The following is a 17033-nucleotide window of genomic DNA, read 5'->3' as shown; positions in this document are numbered from 1 at the left end:
GAAACGGTTCTCCTTGGTTGATTCTCCCTTGACCGCCGACCGGGTTAGCTGTCGGATTCGGGCCGGAAGAGTTGGCCCTACGCGGTGTCACCCGCGATTCACCCCGGATCCGGCGCGCGTCCTTGCGGTCGCACCCCGGAAAAGAGTGGGTCCCCGGTTCGTCTTCCACGCATCCGGGAAGCCGATTAGGCGGTGTCCTTCCGATCGGCGTCCCCCTGGTTGGGGGCGACTTCTCGGTAGGTCTCAGAAAGATTACGAAACCGGTGGGCCCGATGTCCACCGATCCACCCGCTCGACGCGGCACCCCGGTTCCTCACACCGCACGAAGATAGCCTCGCCGTCCCTCCGGGAACCCGGTGTGAACTGCGGCGATGTCGGATTTCGCGCGACGACCAGCGGTTTCGGTGATCAGATCGGTGGCGACCAGCACATCCACCGCGTCGGCGATCTCGAAATCCGCCGTCCCCCACTCATCGTCGGGACCATAGTCCCTGGCCAGAGGCGCGAACAGCACCTGCATCAGACAGCCGTCGCAGGCCCGGTTCCGGGCCGGACAGGTCGCGCAGTCGATCCTCATTGTGATCTACCTCTCATTTCACCGTCAGGCCGCACAGATTGTCAGTTTCGCGGCCGAATCGGTCGTCGTGTCGCGCCGGAAGGCTCAACCTCGACTGCAGGGTATTGCGGACCCCCGACAATTCCGCCCGGCGAACCGCGCCCGCTTCTTGTCGGAGGATCGAACTAATGTGCGGTCATGGTTCAGTTGAGTTTCGCCGACCTTCCCGGGGACGAGGCGTTCGCCTCGGCCTCGCTCGCCGACCTCACCCTGGTCGTCGTCGACCTCGAGACCACCGGCGGCAGCCCGGACAACGACGCGATCACCGAGATCGGTGCGGTCAAGATCCGCGGCGGCGAGATCCTCGGCGAGTTCGGCACTCTCGTCGATCCGGGGCGGAGCATTCCGCCGCAGATCGTCACCCTCACCGGCATCACCTCCGCGATGGTGCACGATGCCCCGCGCATAGAGGAGGTGCTGCCCTCCTTCTTCGAGTTCGCCCGCGGCGCCGTCCTCGTCGCGCACAACGCACGATTCGACGTCGGCTTCCTGAAACGGGCCGCCGCCCGCCAGCATCTCCCCTGGTCGTTTCCGGCGGCGTTGTGCACGGTGGCGATGGCCCGCCGGATCCTCACCCGCCAGGAGGCTCCGACGGTCAAGCTCGGCGCCCTGGCCGACCTGTTCGACGTCACGGTGCGACCCACGCACCGGGCGCTCGACGACGCCCGCGCCACCGTCGAGGTCTTCCACCATCTCCTCGAGCGGGTCGGCAATCAGGATGTCCGCACCTATCGCGATCTCACGGCTTATCTGCCGCGGGGCACGCCCGCGCTACGCGCCAAACGGTCGCTGGCCGACGGACTCCCCGACCGCCCCGGCGTCTACCTGTTCCGCGGTCCGGGCGACGAGGTCCTCTATATAGGGACCGCGGTGAATCTGCGGCGCCGCGTGGGCAGCTACTTCACCGGTGCCGACACCCGGGCCCGGATGGCGCAGATGGTGGGCCTCGCCGAGCGGGTGGACCACATCGAGTGCGCCCACGCCCTGGAGGCCGGCGTGCGGGAGCTGACCTTGATCGCCGCGCACAAACCCACCTTCAATCGACGCTCGGCCAATCCGCACCGCGGCTGGTGGATCACTCTCACCGGCGACCAGGTTCCGCGCCTGAAGGTCAGCCGCACGCCGAGCGAGGTCTGCTTCGGGCCGGTCTCCGGCCGAACGATGGCCGCCGAGATCGCCGCGTCGGTCACCGAGGCCGCCGCGGACCCGGGCCAATTGCGCGAGTTGCTCGCGGGCCGCTCCGACGACGTCCTGGACACCTTGACGCAGCGCCTCGCCGAGCTGGCCGACGCACGACGCTTCGAGACCGCCGCGCGCGCTCGAGACGCCTTGGCGGCCACCATCGATGCGCTGGCCCGCTGTCAGCGCCTGTCGGCGATCGCCCGCCTCGACGAGCTCGTCCTCGCCCGACCCGCCGAGGGCGGCGGGTGGGAGTTCGCCGTCGTGCGACACGGTCGTCTCGCCGGAGCGGGGTGTGCGCCGCGCGACGTGCCGCCGATGCCGGTGGTGGCGACGCTGGTCGCCGGAGCCCAGCACATTCCAGCGCCGGAATCCTCGGCCGGCCCCCTCGCCGGCGCCCCGCCGGAGGAAGTGGCACTCATCGCGAAGTGGATCGGCGAACCCGGTACCCGCCTGGTGTCCGTGGACGGGGAGCTGAGCTCGCCGCTCGCGGCGGCCGAACGTCGTCGACAGTTCACCCGGGCCGCCCGCGAGGCCCGCACGCTGGCGCGAGACTCTCGTTTAGGCTCAGAGCATGATCACCGCCATCGTCCTCATCGGAGCCGACATTCATCAGATCCCGGAGACCGCGCAGGCCGTCGCCGATATCCCGGGCGTCACTGAGGTGTACTCGTGCGCCGGCGACGTCGACCTGATCGCCAAGGTCCGGGTGCGCGATCACGATCAGATCGCCGACGTGGTGACCGGCCGGATCAACCGGCTGCCGGGCGTCAAGCGCAGCGCGACGCACATCGCCTTCCGCAGCTATTCCAGCTCGGAGGTGGAAGGCGGCTTCTCCATCGGGGAGGAGTGACACACTCCTCCCCGGCGCACAGCCGCCGCTAATCCGCCAGGGACGAGCTCAGCGCAGCCCAGGCGTCCAGGCGCGCAGCCGCGTCACCCGAGTCCAGCACCTGACCCACCCGAACCGCCGCCGCACGCAGCGCCTCGGTGAACTCGGCCTGCGTGAAGAGACGATCCTGTTCGAAGGCCACCAGCGCGGCCGCCGCGTTCAGCGTCACCGAGTCGCGGACCGGCCCCACTGCTCCGCCGAACAGATCGCGAGCCACCTGCGCGTTCACTTGCGCGTCTCCGCCCTGCAGCGCAGCCAACTCCACCAGTTCGATACCCAGATCGGTCGGATCCACCGTCAGTTCGCGGACGTCGCCGTCGAACACCTGCCACACCGACGACGTCGTCGTGGTGGTCAGCTCGTCCAGACCGTCGTCGCCGCGCACCACCAGCACGCGATTGCCACGGCCGGCGAAGGTCTCCGCCAGCGTCGGCGCGAGGTCGGCGAACGCGCACCCGATCAGCCCGGCCGGCGGCGCCGCCGGATTGGTCAGCGGCCCCAGCACGTTGAAGACCGTCGGAATGCCGATCTGCTTGCGCGGCGGGCCGGTGAACCGGAACGCCGGGTGGAAGACCGGCGCGAAGCAGAATCCGATCCCGACCTCGCGCAGGCATTTCTCCACCGCCTCGGGACCGAGGTTGATCGCCACCCCGAGTGCCTCGAGCACGTCGGCGCCACCGCTCTTGGACGACGCGGCGCGGTTGCCGTGCTTGATCACCGGCACGCCCGCGGCCGCGACGACGATCGACGTCATCGTCGAGATGTTCACCGTATGCGAGCGGTCGCCGCCGGTGCCGACGATGTCCAGCGCGTCCTCCGAGGTCTGCACCCGATTGGCCATGGACAGCATGGTGTCGGCCAGGCCGCGCAGTTCGGCGGCCGCCGCGCCCTTCATCTTGACGCCGACACCGAAGGCCGCGATCTGCGCACCGGTCGCCGCGTCGGACATGATCTCGCGCATCGCCCATCCGGCTTCTGCTGCAGACAGATCGAATCCGTCGGTCACCTTGCCCAACACGGCGGGCCAGGTGAACGCGACCGGCGAGGACGGTGCGGACTGGGGAGCGGCATTCTCAGAACTCACTCCGTCACAGTAGCGACCGACCCCGGCGCCAGTACCGCCCAACCACCGAAGGCACCACCGGACCGCGCCGTCATCGAACTCAGCAACGCACGTTCGGCGGACACGCTGCGCGCGTCGATCTTCTGCAGCCGAGCCACTGCCACCGCCACTGCACCGTCCGGAGCGACCGGATCCGAAGGCAACGCGGGAGCACGCACGTAACCGTCGACGGCGCACCGACGGACGAACTCCTCCACCGCCTCACCGGGCACCACTGCCACATGCCGCAGCAACAGCTCGTCCGCACCTTCGATCGCAGCCTGCGCCAACACCGAGGACGCCGCGGCGGCTTCGTCCTCGCATCGCGCCAGGATCCGCGCACCCACCAGCTCCACTTCGACATCCCGCGGCACCCGCGACTTACGCCACCACTTACGCACCATCTGCCACTCCTTAAACACGGGGCGTTCCCCAGCGCACCTTCAGGCTCGTCTCAGCCGGACACGGCATCCTGAGCACGCCCGTATGAACAGCCGACGACCACTGGAAAATCCGCCGAGACACGCCGAGCAACCCACAACGTAACAGCCCTGACCTGCACCGACAGAACTACTTCGGACCAATTTGGGACCCGAGTGGTCATGGCTTACTACGAACCGTCATACTTCTCATGTGACTAGCGCCGTGGGTACCCCAGGAACCGCCATGACCTCGCGCGTGCATTCGCTGAACCGACCGAACATGGTCAGCGTCGGCACCATCGTGTGGTTGTCGAGCGAGTTGATGTTTTTTGCCGGCTTGTTCGCGATGTATTTCGTCGCGCGAGCCAACTCCGTCGAGTGGCCTCAACAGCCCGCTCATCTCAATCTTTGGCTTGCCATCCCAGTGACGTCAGTGCTGATTCTCAGCTCCGTCACCTGCCAGATGGGCGTCTTCGCCGCCGAGAAGGGCGACGTCTTCGGACTTCGCCGTTGGTACACCCTCACCTTGGTGATGGGCACCTTCTTCGTCGCCGGCCAGGCATACGAGTACTTCGCACTCGTCGACGGCGGCGTCACGCTGTCGTCGTCGTCGTACGGCTCGGTGTTCTACATGGCGACCGGCTTCCACGGATTGCACGTGATCGGCGGTCTGGTGGCATTCGTCGTCTTGCTCGTTCGAACTCGACTTTCCAAGTTCACTCCCGCGCAGGCCACCGCCGCGATCGTCGTGTCGTACTACTGGCACTTCGTCGACGTGGTCTGGATCGCCCTGTTCGTGGTCATTTACTTCGTGCAGTAGCCCTCGGCGGCCGCTGAAACAGTCCAATCGCTTAGTAGAGAGACACCGATGAGATCATCTCCACCGAGTTCGTCGCAGCCGCTCGACGGCGACGATGCCTCCAACGAGCGCGTCACGACCGCCGGCACCGCAACGAAGGACGCGCGCACCAGCCGCTCGCGTCGTAAGTTGCGTCGCCGTGCGAGCGCGACCGCCTTCCTGTTGTTCGGCCTCGTCGCTTCCGGCCTGCTCGCCGGACTGCTGACCCCCGAGCCACAGGTCGCCACGGCCGAGCCCACGTCCGCCGAACTGGTGGCCGCCGGCAAGCAGCTGTACGACAACTCCTGCGTCACCTGCCACGGCGTCAACCTCGAGGGCGTGCCGGATCGCGGTCCCACCCTCCTGGGTGTCGGCGACGCGTCGGTGTACTTCCAGGTCTCCACCGGCCGCATGCCCGCCGCCCGCGGCGAGGCACAGGTCAAGCGCAAGACCGTCAAGTTCACTCAGTCCCAGATCGACCAGCTCGGCGCCTACATTCAGGCGATGGGCGGCGGTCCCCGGACGATGTACGCGACCACCGAGAACGGTGACGTCAAGCGCGACGAGAACGGCATGCCGGTCTTGGCGATGGGCGAACTGCGCGGCAACGACCTCGGTCGCGGCTCCGAGCTGTTCCGCCTGAACTGCGCCTCCTGCCACAACTTCACCGGTCGTGGCGGCGCCCTCTCGAGCGGTAAGTTCGCTCCCTCTCTGTCGGGCGTCAACGAGCAGCAGCTCTACACGGCCATCCTCACCGGCCCGCAGAACATGCCCAAGTTCTCCAACCGTCAGCTGTCGGTCGAAGAGAAGAAGGACATCATCGGCTTCATCCGCTACGCAGACACCTCGAACCCGATCGGTGGCTTCGGCCTCGGCGGCTTCGGCCCCGCCTCGGAAGGCGTGGTCATGTGGGTCGTCGGTATCAGCGCGGTCGTCGCCGGTGCGATGTGGATTGGATCCCGAAATTGAGTACCTCTCCTAAAGACGTCCCCTCGGACGACCAGCTGAACGCGATGTCCCGCGACGAACTGGTGAAGCTCGGTAGCAATCTCGACGACGTCGAGATCATCTACCGCGAAGCGCGTAACCCGGTACCGGGAACCAAAGCCGAGAAGCGCTCCGAGCGCATCGTGGCGATCTGGTTCGTGTTGTCCGGTCTCCTCGCGCTCGCCGGCTTCGCGCTGTTCATCTGGAACCAGTGGGAATTCACCATGCCGGAGCAGGACGGGTACTGGGCGTACACGTTCTACACCCCCGCGCTCGGTGTCTCCTTCGGTCTGTCCATCCTGTTCTTCGGCTTCGGCGTGATCCAGCTGACCAAGCGCTTCATCCCCGCCGAGATCTCGGTACAGCAGCGCCACGACGGCCCCTCGGACCTCGTCGATCAGAAGACCTTCGCTGCGGGCATGTCCGACGCGCTGGAGACCTCGACCCTCCCCCGTCGCAAGATGATCCTGGGTTCGGCAGCATTCGGTCTCGGTTCGCTCGCCCTCGCCGGCGGCGTCGCGGCCATCGGCGGCTTCATCAAGAACCCGTGGGCCGATCCCAAGGACGACCTGTGGCAGACCGGATGGTCGCCGATCCACAACCCGGCGTCCGATCCCAACGAGACCGTCTTCCTGCGTCGTGACACGGGCAACCCGTACCAGGTGGCCCTGGTCCGTCCGGAGGATCTCGACGCGGGCGCCATGGAGACCGTGTTCCCGTGGCGCGTCTCGGACGGCTACGGCGACAGCGAAGAGTCCCGCCACAAGCTCCTCAAGGGTCTGCGTGCCGTGCGTAACCCGGTCATGCTGATCCGTCTGCGTCCCGCCGACTCCGCCAAGGTGATCAAGCGCCAGCGCCAGGAGAGCTTCAACTACGGCGACTACTACGCCTACACCAAGGTCTGCAGCCACCTCGGTTGCCCGACCTCCTTGTACGAGCAGCAGACCAACCGCATTCTCTGCCCGTGCCACCAGTCGCAGTTCGACGCGCTCGAGTTCGCCAAGCCCATCTTCGGACCGGCTGCCCGCGCTCTCGCACAGCTGCCGATCACGGTGAACAATCAGGGGTACATGGTCGCTGCCGGCGACTTCATCGAACCCGTCGGTCCGGCATTCTGGGAGCGTAAGTCATGACCACCGTGGGCGACCGCGTCGGCGCGCAAGCGCGTGAAGTAGATGTTCGATACCGCGCTGCGGCCGGTATCCGTCGGCAGGTGAACAAGGTCTTCCCGACCCACTGGTCGTTCCTGCTCGGCGAGTTGGCGCTGTACAGCTTCGTGATCCTGCTGATCTCGGGCGTGTACCTCACCATGTTCTTCGACCCGTCGATGGCCCACGTGACCTACGACGGCGCCTACCTGCCGCTCAACGGTGTCACCATGAGCCGCGCGTACGAGACCACCCTCGACCTCTCCTTCGAGGTCCGCGGCGGTCTATTCGTCCGACAGATCCACCACTGGGCAGCCCTGATGTTCGCGGCGTCGATCATCATCCACATGATGCGCATCTTCTTCACCGGTGCGTTCCGCAAGCCGCGTGAAGCCAACTGGGTGATCGGTTGCTTCCTGCTGCTGCTGGCGATGTTCGAAGGCTTCTTCGGCTACTCGCTCCCCGACGACCTGCTCTCGGGCACCGGCGTCCGCGCCGCCATGAGCGGTATCGTCCTGAGCCTCCCGCTGATCGGCACCTGGCTGCAGTTCGCCCTCTTCAACGGCGACTTCCCGGGCGACATCATCATCAGCCGCCTGTACGTGCTGCACGTGCTGATCTTCCCGGCCATCATCCTGGCCCTGATCGGCGCTCACCTGGCACTCGTCTGGTACCAGAAGCACACGCAGTTCCCCGGCCCCGGTCGAACCGAGAACAACGTCGTCGGCGTCCGAATCCTCCCGGTCTTCGCGGCCAAGGGCGGCGCCTTCTTCGCCATCACGTTCGGTTTCCTGGCGCTGATGTCCGGCGTCTTCCAGATCAACGCGGTCTGGAACATCGGCCCGTACAACCCGGCGCAGGTGTCGGCCGGCTCGCAGCCGGACATCTACATGATGTGGACGGACGGCTTCGCTCGACTCATGCCGGCGTGGGAGCTCTATCTGGGCAACTACACGATCCCCGCCGTCTTCTGGGTGGTCCTGGTGATCGGCGTGATCTTCGGTCTGCTGTTCGCTTACCCGTGGATCGAGTCGGCACTGACCAAGGACAAGGCGCCGCACAACCTGCTGCAGCGTCCGCGTGACGTCCCGGTCCGCACGGCGGTCGGCGCGATGGCTCTGACCTTCTACATCATCCTGACCGTGGCCTGCTTCAACGACATCATCGCCTTCAAGTTCGACATCTCGCTGAACGCCACCACCTGGATCGGTCGTATCGGTCTGATCCTGCTGCCGCCGCTGGTGTACTTCATCACCTACCGCTGGGCTCTGTCCCTGCAGCGCAGCGACCGCGAGGTGCTGGCACACGGTATCGAGACGGGCATCATCCGTCGCGAGGCCGTCGGCGAGTACATCGAGATCCACCAGCCGCTCGGCCCGGTGGACAGCCATGGTCATCCGATCCCCCTCCCCTACCAGGGAGCGGCTCTGCCGAAGCGGATGAACAAGCTGGGTTCGGCCGGCGCCCCGGGCACCGGTTCGCTGCTGGTGGCCGACCCCGCCGACGAGCAGGCGACCAATGTGGCCACCGAGCACGCCGGCCACGCCGCCGAGAAGAAGGCTCTGCAGGATCTGCAGGCCAAGGGTGGCAACCCGCTCGACAGCGAGTAGTTCGCACCGCACCACACGAAGGCCGTCTCGCCATTGGCGAGGCGGCCTTCGTCGTCGGGTCCCCTGGTTTCGGTGAGTGGACCACGTCCGGGCGGCCTACCGGTGAGAATGAAGTCCATGATCGACTCCTCCGATTCCACCGATCTGCCCGCCCGGACCGCCGACACCCTCGCACTACAGCAGCTGCTCGCGACCTACGCCCGGGCCGTCGACACACGGGACTGGGACCTGTACCGCACGGTCTTCACCCCGGACGCTCAGATCGACTACACCTCGGCGCCCTTCGGCATCGCCGGCCCTCGGGACGAGGTGGCCGCGTGGCTCGAGCAATCCCTGTCCGTGGTGCCGATGTCCATGCATTACGTCTCCAACATCGAGGTGGACCTCGACGGCGACACCGCGACCGTGCACGCCCAGTTCTACAACCCCATGCAGTTCCCCGGCTTCGCCGAGCTGAGTTTCTGCGGCGGCTACTACCACCATCAGATGGTCCGCACCCCGGACGGCTGGCGCAGCCGCGGTCTCCGCGAAGAGAACCTGTGGTTCGTCAACTCCCCTACCCCACCCGCCTAGGTCTGGTTCCGAGGTCCCGGATTCGTGCGGGCGACTTCCCCGGCTCCACTGTCTCGCCTTCCGATGTCCTGCCGTGTCGACGACGCGTGAATACTGACCCCTGGACGACGGGTGAATCTTGACCCCCTTCGACACTCTGGAGGGTGTGATTTCTGGGGACGATTGGGCCGAGATCCGTCGGCTGCACAGGCCGAGGGCTTGCCGATCAAGGCGATTGTCCGGCGGACCGGTGTCGCCACAAGCACGGGTGCGGGCGGCATCGCGGTCGCAGGAGCCACCGACGTACCGGCGGCCGTCGAGGGTTCGTCGGTCGGTGCGGTCGAACCGCAGATACGGCAGCAGTGGAAGCTCGATACGCGGATGCCGGCGACGGTGATCGCCGAGCGGATCGGGTGGACGAACTCGCTGACGATTCGGAAGAAACGGATCCGGCTGATCCGGCCGGAGTATGTCGGGATCGATGCGGCGGATCGGATCGTGCGGACGCCGGGTGAGTCGGCACGGCTGGACGTGTGGTTTCCGGCGACCCGGATCCCGACTGGTCACGGGCAGACGGCGATTCTTCCGGTGCTGGTGATAACGCTGACGTTCTCGAAGTTCCTAGCGGCGATGATGATCCCGTCACGGCAGGCCGGAGACATCCTCGCCGGCATGTGGGAACTGATCGCCGGAATCGGCACGGTCTCCAGCACCCTTGTGTGGGACCGGGAGTCACCGAGCGGTGGGCGACGCAGGCTCACTGATCCGCGGCGATCGCTCGCACTCTGGGTACGAGGACCGTGCTGGCGCCGCCGCGGGTGTTCCCCGCTTCGGGCGACGTCGTGAGGAGCTCCCGTCGGCAGCGTGTGCGGTAAGAATCGCCGCTGAGTGCGAGGACCTCGGAGTGGTGCACACAGGGGTCAATTTTCAGTCGTCGAAAAGGGGGCAGTTTTCACCCGCCGTTGACATGGGAAGGACGAGTTCGCCGTACCTTGCTCGAACGGCAGGTACCCGAGGCGGTAAAACAACGGCGTCCTGAGCCGCGCCGATGGATATACGCCATCGGTGCGCGCCAGGACGCCGTTGTTTTCCCGAACTCCTGTCAGCGTCTCCCTACAGACCGCAGCGGCGGCAGCGAAGACACCGGCCGCACCTGGGAATCCAGGTGCGGCCGGTGTCAGTCTTGCGAAGGCTCAGAGAGTCAGTGCTTCTCCGGGCCCACGTGGTACTCGAGGACCAGGCCCACGACCGTCGCGATGATCACCACGACAGAACCGATCGCGAAGTAGAAGTTCGAGGTCGCGAAGCCCAGCGCGAACAGTGCGGCACCCGCGGCGATCGCGATCGGCCAGAAGCTGTGCGGGCTGAAGAAGCCCAGCTCGCCTGCGCCGTCTTCGATCTCGGCATCGTCGTAGTCCTCCGGGCGGATCTCGACCCGTCGAGCCACGAACCGGAAGTACGTGCCGGCCAGGATCGACAGTGCGGCCGAGAAGAACAGGGACGAGGCGCCTGCCCACTCCACACCGGTGTAGTAGAAGTGTGTCGCCACCGTGTAGATGATGCCTACGACGATGAAGAAGACCGCAAGGGCTTCAAAAATCCGTGCTTCGATCTTCATGAAAGATTCACACCTTCCGCAGGCTTGCAGCCCTTGCCGATGGTCGACGTGTTGTTGGCGTCGCCCAGGTTGTCGGGCAGGTCAGTGGTCGACACGCGACGGCTGTTGAACGGTGCGGTGACCACGGACTGCGGTTCCTGGCACACGGCCGTCAGTGCTTCGGCGTTGCCGGCCGTCGGGTTGTCCTTGCGCCACTGGATGTAGGCGTCGAACACCGCGGGGCTGACGGCACGAACTTCGAAGTTCATCATCGAGTGGTAGGTACCGCACATCTCTGCGCAGCGACCCACGAAGGCGCCTTCGCGCTCGATCTCACTGATCTGGAACTTCGGGTTCTGGTGGTTCTGCTCCGGGAACGGGAACGTATCGCGCTTGAACAGGAACTCGGGAACCCAGAACGAGTGCACGACGTCGGCCGAGGCGAGGTTGAACTCGACGCGGGTGCCGGTCGGCAGCAGCAGGATCGGGATCTCGGACGAGGTGCCGAGCACCTCGATGTCGTTGAAGGTCAGGTAGTCGCGGATCTTCTGATCGCGACCGCCGGCCGGACCCGGAAGCTGCTTGCGCTCACCCTCGTGCTCGTAGTACTCGGGGATGTTCAGAGCGAACGGCTCACCCTTCTTGGCCTCCGAGGAGTCGACCAGCTGCTGGCCGTCCGCAGCGCGGACCGAGTTGTAGCCGAACTTCCAGTTCCACTGGAACGCGGTTACGTCGACAACGACGGCCGGGTTGTCTTCCATCTTCTCCACCTTCGTCTGCGTGACGACGGTGAAGTAGAAGAGCACGGCGATCAGGACGAACGGAACGGCGGTGTAGGCCAGTTCCAACGGCACGTTGTAGCCGGTCTGGCGAGGGAATTCCTCGTCGGCCGGACGCGGCGTCGTGTCGTTGTTGCCCTTACGACGATGGAAAGTAATGGTCCAGAAGATCAGGCCCCACACCAACACGCCCATGGCGAGAGCTGCGATCACAGCCCACTGCCAGAGCGTGAGCATGCTCTTGCTCTCCGTGGTGACACCAGCTGGCCAGCCGAAGCGGACAGCCTCCTCCGGGCTACACCCGGTAACGAACAGCGCAGTGAGTGCGAGCGCACCGAGCGCCGCAACTCGTTTCACCGTGCGCGACGCACTTGGGCTGCGCCGGGCCGACGAACGTCCACCGTGAGTCAATTTCACGCCTTCCTGCTGACAGGGAGCTATTTCGTACGTTGTTTCCGCAACGAGCAGCACTCGCTGAGGACATTCTCGCACCTAGTACTACGCAGCGTAGACCAACCCGGTGATTCCCTCGCGATTGGGTCTCCCGTCGTGTCGACCACACCGGACGCGCCCCGGAGAGTTGGCCCGGTCGGAGGTGTCTGCGGCATAGTGGTCGGGTGGTCGTCAGCGGTACCGATGGCCTCGACATTCACCCGTCTTTGATCGAAGGGACGCTCCTGCAGTGTGCGGTCTACTCGGAATGCTCACCGCTGACGGCTCCGCGTCGTCGCTCGTCGACCAGGTCGCCGGCGCCTCGCGCTGCATGCGGCACCGCGGTCCCGATGATGCGCTCACCTGGCACGACGACGACCTGGTGCTGGGCTTCAACCGGCTCTCCATCATCGACATCGAGCACTCCCCCCAGCCGCTGCTGTGGGGTCCGCCCGAGCAGCCGGAGCGGTATGCCCTGGCCTTCAACGGTGAGATCTACAACTACCTGGAGCTCCGCAAGGAGCTGCAGGAGGAGTTCGGCGCCGAGTTCGGCACCGAGGGCGACGGCGAGCCCATCGTCGTCGGCTTCCACCACTGGGGTCCGGAAGTGGTCCGCAAGCTGCGCGGCATGTTCGCCTTCGCGGTGTGGGACACCGTCACCGAGAAGCTGTTCCTCGCCCGCGACCCGTTCGGCATCAAGCCGCTGTACTGGGCCACCGGGCCCGGCGGCACCGCTTTCGGCAGCGAGAAGAAGAGCCTGCTGGAACTGCTCGACAACCTGGGCCTGTCCGACGCCCTCGACCCGCGAGCCATCGAGCACTACACCGCCCTGCAGTACGTGCCCGAACCCGAATCGCTGCACGCCGACATCCGCCGCCTCGAATCGGGTACCTACGCGACCCTGACGCCGGGCGCCAAACCGGCGGTCACCCGCTACTTCACGCCGAAGTTCACCATCCGTCCCTTCGCGCACGACGCCGAGCAGGCCCGCTACGACGAGATCGCCGACGTGCTGCGCGACTCGGTGGCCAAGCACATGCGCGCCGACGTGACGGTCGGCTCCTTCCTGTCCGGCGGCATCGACTCCACCGCCATCGCGGCGCTGGCCATCACCCACAATCCGGACCTGATCACCTTCACCACCGGCTTCGAGCGCACCGGCTACTCGGAGATCGACGTCGCCGCCGAATCCGCGGAGGCGATCGGCGCGCGCCACGTGATCAAGGTGGTCAGCCCCGAGGAGTACATCGCGGCGATCCCCAAGATCATCTGGTACCTCGACGATCCGGTGGCCGACCCGGCCCTGGTGCCGCTGTACTTCGTGGCCGCCGAGGCGCGCAAGCACGTGAAGGTGGTGCTGTCCGGTGAGGGCGCCGACGAACTGTTCGGCGGCTACACCATCTACAAGGAGCCGCTGTCGCTGAAGGCCTTCGACCGGATGGGCCCGCGCCTGCGTCGCGCCGCCGGACGGCTCTCCGAGCGCATCCCGGAGGGCACCCGCGGCAAGAGCCTGCTGCACCGTGGATCACTGACCCTGGAGGAGCGCTACTACGGCAACGCCCGCAGCTTCGACGACGAGCGCCTGCGCCGCGTCCTGCGCAACTACCGCCCGGAGTGGACCCACACCGACGTGACCGCGCCGATCTACGCCGAAAGCGTCGGCATGGATCCGGTCGCTCGCATGCAGCACCTGGACCTGTTCACGTGGCTGCGCGGCGACATCCTGGTCAAGGCCGACAAGATCACCATGGCCAATTCGCTCGAACTCCGCGTCCCGTTCCTGGACAAGGAGGTGTTCGACGTCGCCCAGGGCCTGCCGTTCGACCAGAAGATCGCCAACGGCACCACCAAGTACGCGCTGCGCAAGGCGCTGGAGCAGATCGTGCCCCCGCACGTGCTGCATCGCCGCAAGCTGGGCTTCCCGGTGCCGCTGCGCCACTGGCTGGCCGGCCCGGAGATGTTCGACTGGGCTCGACAGGTGATCGTCGACTCGGACACCGATCACCTCTTCGACAAGCAGTTCGTGCTGCAGATGCTCGACGAGCATCGCGCCGGCACCGTCGACAACAGCCGTCGGATCTGGACGGTGCTGTGCTTCATGATCTGGTACGGGATCTTCGTCGACGGCTCCGTCGACCCGCAGATCGACGAGCCGGACTACCCGGTACTCCTCTGACCGTCGGTCGACCCGGTGCTCCCCTCCCCCGGAGAGGAGCACCGGCACCGAGTTACAGCACCGCGCGGATGTCCGCCGCGGCGGCCTCACCGTAGGCGGCGCCGATGCGCTCCAGCGCGGACTCACGGTTCCACAGCCAGCCCTGCGTGGACTCGCATTCAAGGACCAGGGTGGCCACCATCGCGCCCAGCTGCGCGGCGCGCTCGTGCCGCAGCCCGCGGGACAGTCCGGTCAGGAAGCCGGCGCGGAAACCGTCGCCCACACCCGTCGGGTCGCTCTGGTCGTTCACCGGAACCACCGGCACCTGCAGGGTCGGCTGACCCGTCGCCGCGATCTCGATGCCGGCGCCGCCCTTGGTGGTGACGCGGACCTCGACCAGCTCGGCCACTTCCGCCTCGGTGAGGCCGGTCTTCTGCAGCAGCAGGCCCCACTCGTATTCGTTGGTGAACAGGAACTCGGCGCCCTGGATGAGGCCGCGAATGGTGTCGCCGTCGAGGCGGGCCAGCTGCTGGGAGGGGTCGGCGGCGAACGGGATGCGGTGATCGCGGCACAGTTCGGTGTGGCGGACCATCGCTTCGGGGTCGTCGGGTGCGATCAGGACCAGGTCGGGTCGACCGGTCTCGTCGAATACCTCGGTGACGTCGATGTGCCGGGACTCGGACATGGCGCCCGGGTAGAAGAAGGCCAGCTGCGCCATGGTCTCGTCGGTGGTGCAGGTGAACCGGGCGGTGTGCTGGGTGCGCGAGATCCGCACACCGCGGCAGTCGACGCCGTGGTCGGTGAGCCATTCGCGGTAGTCGCCGAAGTCTTCGCCGGCCGCTCCGATGAGCAGCGGCGTGCCGCCGAGCGCGCCGATGGCGAAGGCGATGTTGCCGCCGACGCCGCCGCGCCGGACCAGCAGGTCCTCGGTGAGGAAGCTCAGCGAGATGTGCTCCAACTGGTCGCTCAGCAACTGTTCGGAGAACTTTCCGGGGAACTTCATCAGATGGTCGGTCGCCAGCGACCCGCAGACAGCAATGAACATTCGTCCACGATAATCGGCGCGCAGACGCCACCGGCCACCTCCCCCTGGTTGGGGGAGGCGGCCGGTGTGCGGATCAGATCAGTTGAACGAGTCGCCGCAGGCGCAGCTGCCGGTCGCGTTCGGATTGTCGATGGTGAAGCCCTGCTTCTCGATCGAGTCGACGAAGTCGATGGTGGCGCCCTGCATGTAGGGCACGCTCATGCGGTCCACGGCCAGCTTCACGCCGCCGAAGTCGGTCACCACGTCGCCGTCGAGGGTGCGGTCGTCGAAGAACAGCTGGTAACGCAGGCCCGCGCAACCACCCGGCTGCACCTCGATGCGCAGAGCCATGTCGTTGCGGCCCTCCTGGTCGAGAAGCGCCTTGGCCTTGGCTGCGGCGGAATCGGTCAGAACCACGCCCGTCTGGGCGGTCTCATTCTGGACGGTCATGGGTGCTCCCTTTGTCACGGCGCGAAGTGATGGCGCGAACGACGATACTTTTGACGAACCTTCCGCTACAACGGTACTCCGTACTCGTCTATTCCCCCACCGTGGAGGATTCCGCGGCGTTCTCCTCGACCGGATCGGCGGCGAGTTCGACGGTCGCCGCCGCCGCCGGATCCCACCGCGCCGCCACCTCGGCCGCGAGGTCGGTCAGTCGCGGTCCGGCGTTCGCTATCGCCTCCTCGATCGACCCCGTGTGGTGCGTCAGCGAATGCACCTCGCCCAGGTTCGGCACCACCCGGACCGGCAGGGTGGACTGCCCGGCCAGCACGATCACCGGCACCCCGGCGCGATGGGCTTCGGCGGCGACGACGGCGACCGCCTTGCCGCGCAGGGTCTGTGAATCCAGTCGGCCCTCGCCGGTGATGACCACGTCGGCGGCGGCGATCTTGGCACGACGGCCGGTCTGTTCGGCGACGAACTCGGAGCCGGAGACCCGACGGCCGCCCCACGCGAGCAGCACCGCGCCCAGTCCACCCGCCGCACCGGCACCGGGGGTGTCGGCCACCGCCACCCCGCAGTCGGCTTCGATGTGCGCCGCCCACAGGATCATCCGCTTCTCCAGGAGCGCGACGGTCGACTCGTCGGCACCCTTCTGCGGGCCGAAGACGTGCACCGCACCTGTCGGACCGAGCAGCGGGTTGTCCACGTCGGTCGCCACGATCAGATCGACGTCGCCGAGCAGGCGCCGCGCGGCCGCACATCCGCCGAGACGGTCGGACGCACCGCGTCCGCCGTCGGACACGGCCGAGCCGCCGAGCCCGACGACGATGGTGCGACAGCCGACCAGCAGGGCCGCGGAAAGGAGGTCGCCCACACCGGCGCTGGTGGCGGCGACCGCCGCAGACGGGTTCGGCGGCTGCTCCAGCAGGTGCAGTCCGCAGGCCTGCGCCGCCTCGAGGTAGGCCACCCCGTCGTGCAGCAGCCACGAGGCACGTACCGGTTCGCCGAGCGGGCCGGTGACCGTCTGGGTGCGCACCTCGCCGCCGAAGGCGGTGGCCAGCACGTCGATGAAGCCCGGACCGCCGTCGGACTGCGGGGCCAGGACCACCACGTCGTCCGGTCGGCCGGCATGCCACCCCGCCCCGATCGCCGCGGCCGCCTGGACCGCGTCGAGGGTCCCCCCGAACGAATCCGGCATCACCGCTACCCGCACCCCGCCAGTCATGACTCAAGACCCTAGTGTCCATGAAGGG

The 17033-nt window shown here is 66.8% G+C and carries 17 protein-coding genes and 1 riboswitch; of the genes, 9 read left to right on the top strand and 8 right to left on the bottom strand.

Annotation, left to right across the window (positions count from 1 at the left end; translation table 11 throughout):
* Window positions 1-18: 18 nt before the first annotated feature.
* Window positions 19-202, bottom strand: a riboswitch (cyclic di-AMP (ydaO/yuaA leader).
* Between the two features lie 111 nt (window positions 203-313).
* Window positions 314-577, bottom strand: a complete 264-nt coding sequence (locus tag ABD989_RS07950) for a hypothetical protein (protein ID WP_345313075.1) — start codon at window positions 575-577, stop codon at window positions 314-316.
* A gap of 177 nt (window positions 578-754) precedes the next feature.
* On the opposite strand from ABD989_RS07950, the gene ABD989_RS07945 reads away from it, so the two are divergent.
* Both ABD989_RS07945 and ABD989_RS07940 read left to right on the top strand, forming a co-directional pair.
* Window positions 755-2458, top strand: a complete 1704-nt coding sequence (locus ABD989_RS07945; RefSeq protein WP_345313074.1) for a DEDD exonuclease domain-containing protein — start codon at window positions 755-757, stop codon at window positions 2456-2458.
* Window positions 2370-2648: an Lrp/AsnC family transcriptional regulator gene (locus ABD989_RS07940; protein WP_345313073.1), complete on the top strand. Its 279-nt coding sequence runs from the start codon at window positions 2370-2372 to the stop codon at window positions 2646-2648. The genes ABD989_RS07945 and ABD989_RS07940 overlap by 89 nt, the downstream gene beginning before the upstream one ends.
* Before the next feature lie 28 nt (window positions 2649-2676).
* Here the strand turns inward: ABD989_RS07940 and trpD are convergent, their stop codons facing one another.
* Both trpD and ABD989_RS07930 read right to left on the bottom strand, forming a co-directional pair.
* Window positions 2677-3771, bottom strand: a complete 1095-nt coding sequence (gene trpD, locus ABD989_RS07935; protein WP_345313072.1) for an anthranilate phosphoribosyltransferase — start codon at window positions 3769-3771, stop codon at window positions 2677-2679.
* On the bottom strand, window positions 3768-4193 hold the full coding sequence (locus tag ABD989_RS07930) for a hypothetical protein (RefSeq protein ID WP_345313071.1): 426 nt from the start codon (window positions 4191-4193) through the stop codon (window positions 3768-3770). Before ABD989_RS07930 ends, trpD begins: the two co-directional genes overlap by 4 nt.
* A gap of 229 nt (window positions 4194-4422) precedes the next feature.
* Between ABD989_RS07930 and ctaE the strand changes: the two genes are divergently transcribed.
* The 6 genes from ctaE to ABD989_RS07900 all read left to right on the top strand — a co-directional run bounded on the left by ctaE (window position 4423) and on the right by ABD989_RS07900 (window position 10192).
* On the top strand, window positions 4423-5031 hold the full coding sequence (ctaE, locus tag ABD989_RS07925) for an aa3-type cytochrome oxidase subunit III (protein WP_345313070.1): 609 nt from the start codon (window positions 4423-4425) through the stop codon (window positions 5029-5031).
* A gap of 48 nt (window positions 5032-5079) precedes the next feature.
* Window positions 5080-6018: a cytochrome bc1 complex diheme cytochrome c subunit gene (qcrC, locus tag ABD989_RS07920; RefSeq protein WP_345313069.1), complete on the top strand. Its 939-nt coding sequence runs from the start codon at window positions 5080-5082 to the stop codon at window positions 6016-6018.
* Entirely contained in the window at window positions 6015-7169 is a 1155-nt protein-coding gene (qcrA, locus tag ABD989_RS07915) for a cytochrome bc1 complex Rieske iron-sulfur subunit (RefSeq protein WP_246996626.1), read from the top strand. Before qcrC ends, qcrA begins: the two co-directional genes overlap by 4 nt.
* Window positions 7166-8794, top strand: coding sequence for a cytochrome bc1 complex cytochrome b subunit (gene qcrB / locus ABD989_RS07910; protein ID WP_345313068.1), 1629 nt, complete (start codon window positions 7166-7168; stop codon window positions 8792-8794). Before qcrA ends, qcrB begins: the two co-directional genes overlap by 4 nt.
* 117 nt (window positions 8795-8911) lie before the next feature.
* Window positions 8912-9367, top strand: a complete 456-nt coding sequence (locus tag ABD989_RS07905) for a nuclear transport factor 2 family protein (RefSeq protein WP_246996630.1) — start codon at window positions 8912-8914, stop codon at window positions 9365-9367.
* A 198-nt stretch (window positions 9368-9565) separates the two neighbouring features.
* Window positions 9566-10192, top strand: coding sequence for a hypothetical protein (locus ABD989_RS07900; protein ID WP_345313067.1), 627 nt, complete (start codon window positions 9566-9568; stop codon window positions 10190-10192).
* Between the two features lie 355 nt (window positions 10193-10547).
* On the opposite strand, the gene ABD989_RS07895 is transcribed toward ABD989_RS07900, so the two are convergent.
* Entirely contained in the window at window positions 10548-10964 is a 417-nt protein-coding gene (locus ABD989_RS07895) for a cytochrome c oxidase subunit 4 (RefSeq protein ID WP_345313066.1), read from the bottom strand.
* Window positions 10961-12139 (bottom strand): aa3-type cytochrome oxidase subunit II, encoded by a 1179-nt coding sequence (gene ctaC / locus ABD989_RS07890; protein WP_345313065.1) that lies wholly within the window; start codon window positions 12137-12139, stop codon window positions 10961-10963. Before ctaC ends, ABD989_RS07895 begins: the two co-directional genes overlap by 4 nt.
* Before the next feature lie 265 nt (window positions 12140-12404).
* Here ctaC and asnB point away from each other — a divergent pair, with 265 nt between their 5' ends.
* The gene (gene asnB, locus ABD989_RS07885) at window positions 12405-14330 is read left to right on the top strand and encodes an asparagine synthase (glutamine-hydrolyzing) (RefSeq protein ID WP_345313064.1); all 1926 of its coding nucleotides are present in this window, start codon (window positions 12405-12407) and stop codon (window positions 14328-14330) included.
* A gap of 52 nt (window positions 14331-14382) precedes the next feature.
* On the opposite strand, the gene ABD989_RS07880 is transcribed toward asnB, so the two are convergent.
* From ABD989_RS07880 to ABD989_RS07870, 3 genes are all read right to left on the bottom strand, one after another.
* A complete protein-coding gene (locus ABD989_RS07880) occupies window positions 14383-15354 on the bottom strand; it encodes a carbohydrate kinase family protein (RefSeq protein ID WP_345313063.1) in 972 nt (323 codons plus the stop codon).
* A gap of 78 nt (window positions 15355-15432) precedes the next feature.
* Entirely contained in the window at window positions 15433-15783 is a 351-nt protein-coding gene (locus ABD989_RS07875) for a HesB/IscA family protein (protein WP_246996642.1), read from the bottom strand.
* An 88-nt stretch (window positions 15784-15871) separates the two neighbouring features.
* The gene (locus tag ABD989_RS07870) at window positions 15872-17005 is read right to left on the bottom strand and encodes a glycerate kinase family protein (protein WP_345313062.1); all 1134 of its coding nucleotides are present in this window, start codon (window positions 17003-17005) and stop codon (window positions 15872-15874) included.
* Between the last annotated feature and the right edge of the window lie 28 nt (window positions 17006-17033).

Origin of the sequence: Gordonia alkaliphila (assembly GCF_039542465.1) — a bacterium.
Taxonomy (GTDB): domain Bacteria; phylum Actinomycetota; class Actinomycetes; order Mycobacteriales; family Mycobacteriaceae; genus Gordonia; species Gordonia alkaliphila.
The sequence above is the reverse complement of the archived record's forward strand: the minus strand, read 5'-3'. Positions and strand labels throughout refer to the sequence as shown.

What these genes read in the sequence shown, in the direction of transcription:
- ABD989_RS07950 (WP_345313075.1), bottom strand. Translation starts at nt 577, where the DNA reads ATGAGGATCGACTGCGCGACCTGTCCGGCCCGGAACCGGGCCTGCGAC.
- ABD989_RS07945 (WP_345313074.1), top strand. Translation starts at nt 755, where the DNA reads ATGGTTCAGTTGAGTTTCGCCGACCTTCCCGGGGACGAGGCGTTCGCC.
- ABD989_RS07940 (WP_345313073.1), top strand. Translation starts at nt 2,370, where the DNA reads ATGATCACCGCCATCGTCCTCATCGGAGCCGACATTCATCAGATCCCG.
- ABD989_RS07930 (WP_345313071.1), bottom strand. Translation starts at nt 4,193, where the DNA reads ATGGTGCGTAAGTGGTGGCGTAAGTCGCGGGTGCCGCGGGATGTCGAA.
- qcrC (WP_345313069.1), top strand. Translation starts at nt 5,080, where the DNA reads ATGAGATCATCTCCACCGAGTTCGTCGCAGCCGCTCGACGGCGACGAT.
- qcrB (WP_345313068.1), top strand. Translation starts at nt 7,166, where the DNA reads ATGACCACCGTGGGCGACCGCGTCGGCGCGCAAGCGCGTGAAGTAGAT.
- ABD989_RS07905 (WP_246996630.1), top strand. Translation starts at nt 8,912, where the DNA reads ATGATCGACTCCTCCGATTCCACCGATCTGCCCGCCCGGACCGCCGAC.
- ABD989_RS07895 (WP_345313066.1), bottom strand. Translation starts at nt 10,964, where the DNA reads ATGAAGATCGAAGCACGGATTTTTGAAGCCCTTGCGGTCTTCTTCATC.
- ABD989_RS07880 (WP_345313063.1), bottom strand. Translation starts at nt 15,354, where the DNA reads ATGTTCATTGCTGTCTGCGGGTCGCTGGCGACCGACCATCTGATGAAG.
- ABD989_RS07875 (WP_246996642.1), bottom strand. Translation starts at nt 15,783, where the DNA reads ATGACCGTCCAGAATGAGACCGCCCAGACGGGCGTGGTTCTGACCGAT.
- ABD989_RS07870 (WP_345313062.1), bottom strand. Translation starts at nt 17,005, where the DNA reads ATGACTGGCGGGGTGCGGGTAGCGGTGATGCCGGATTCGTTCGGGGGG.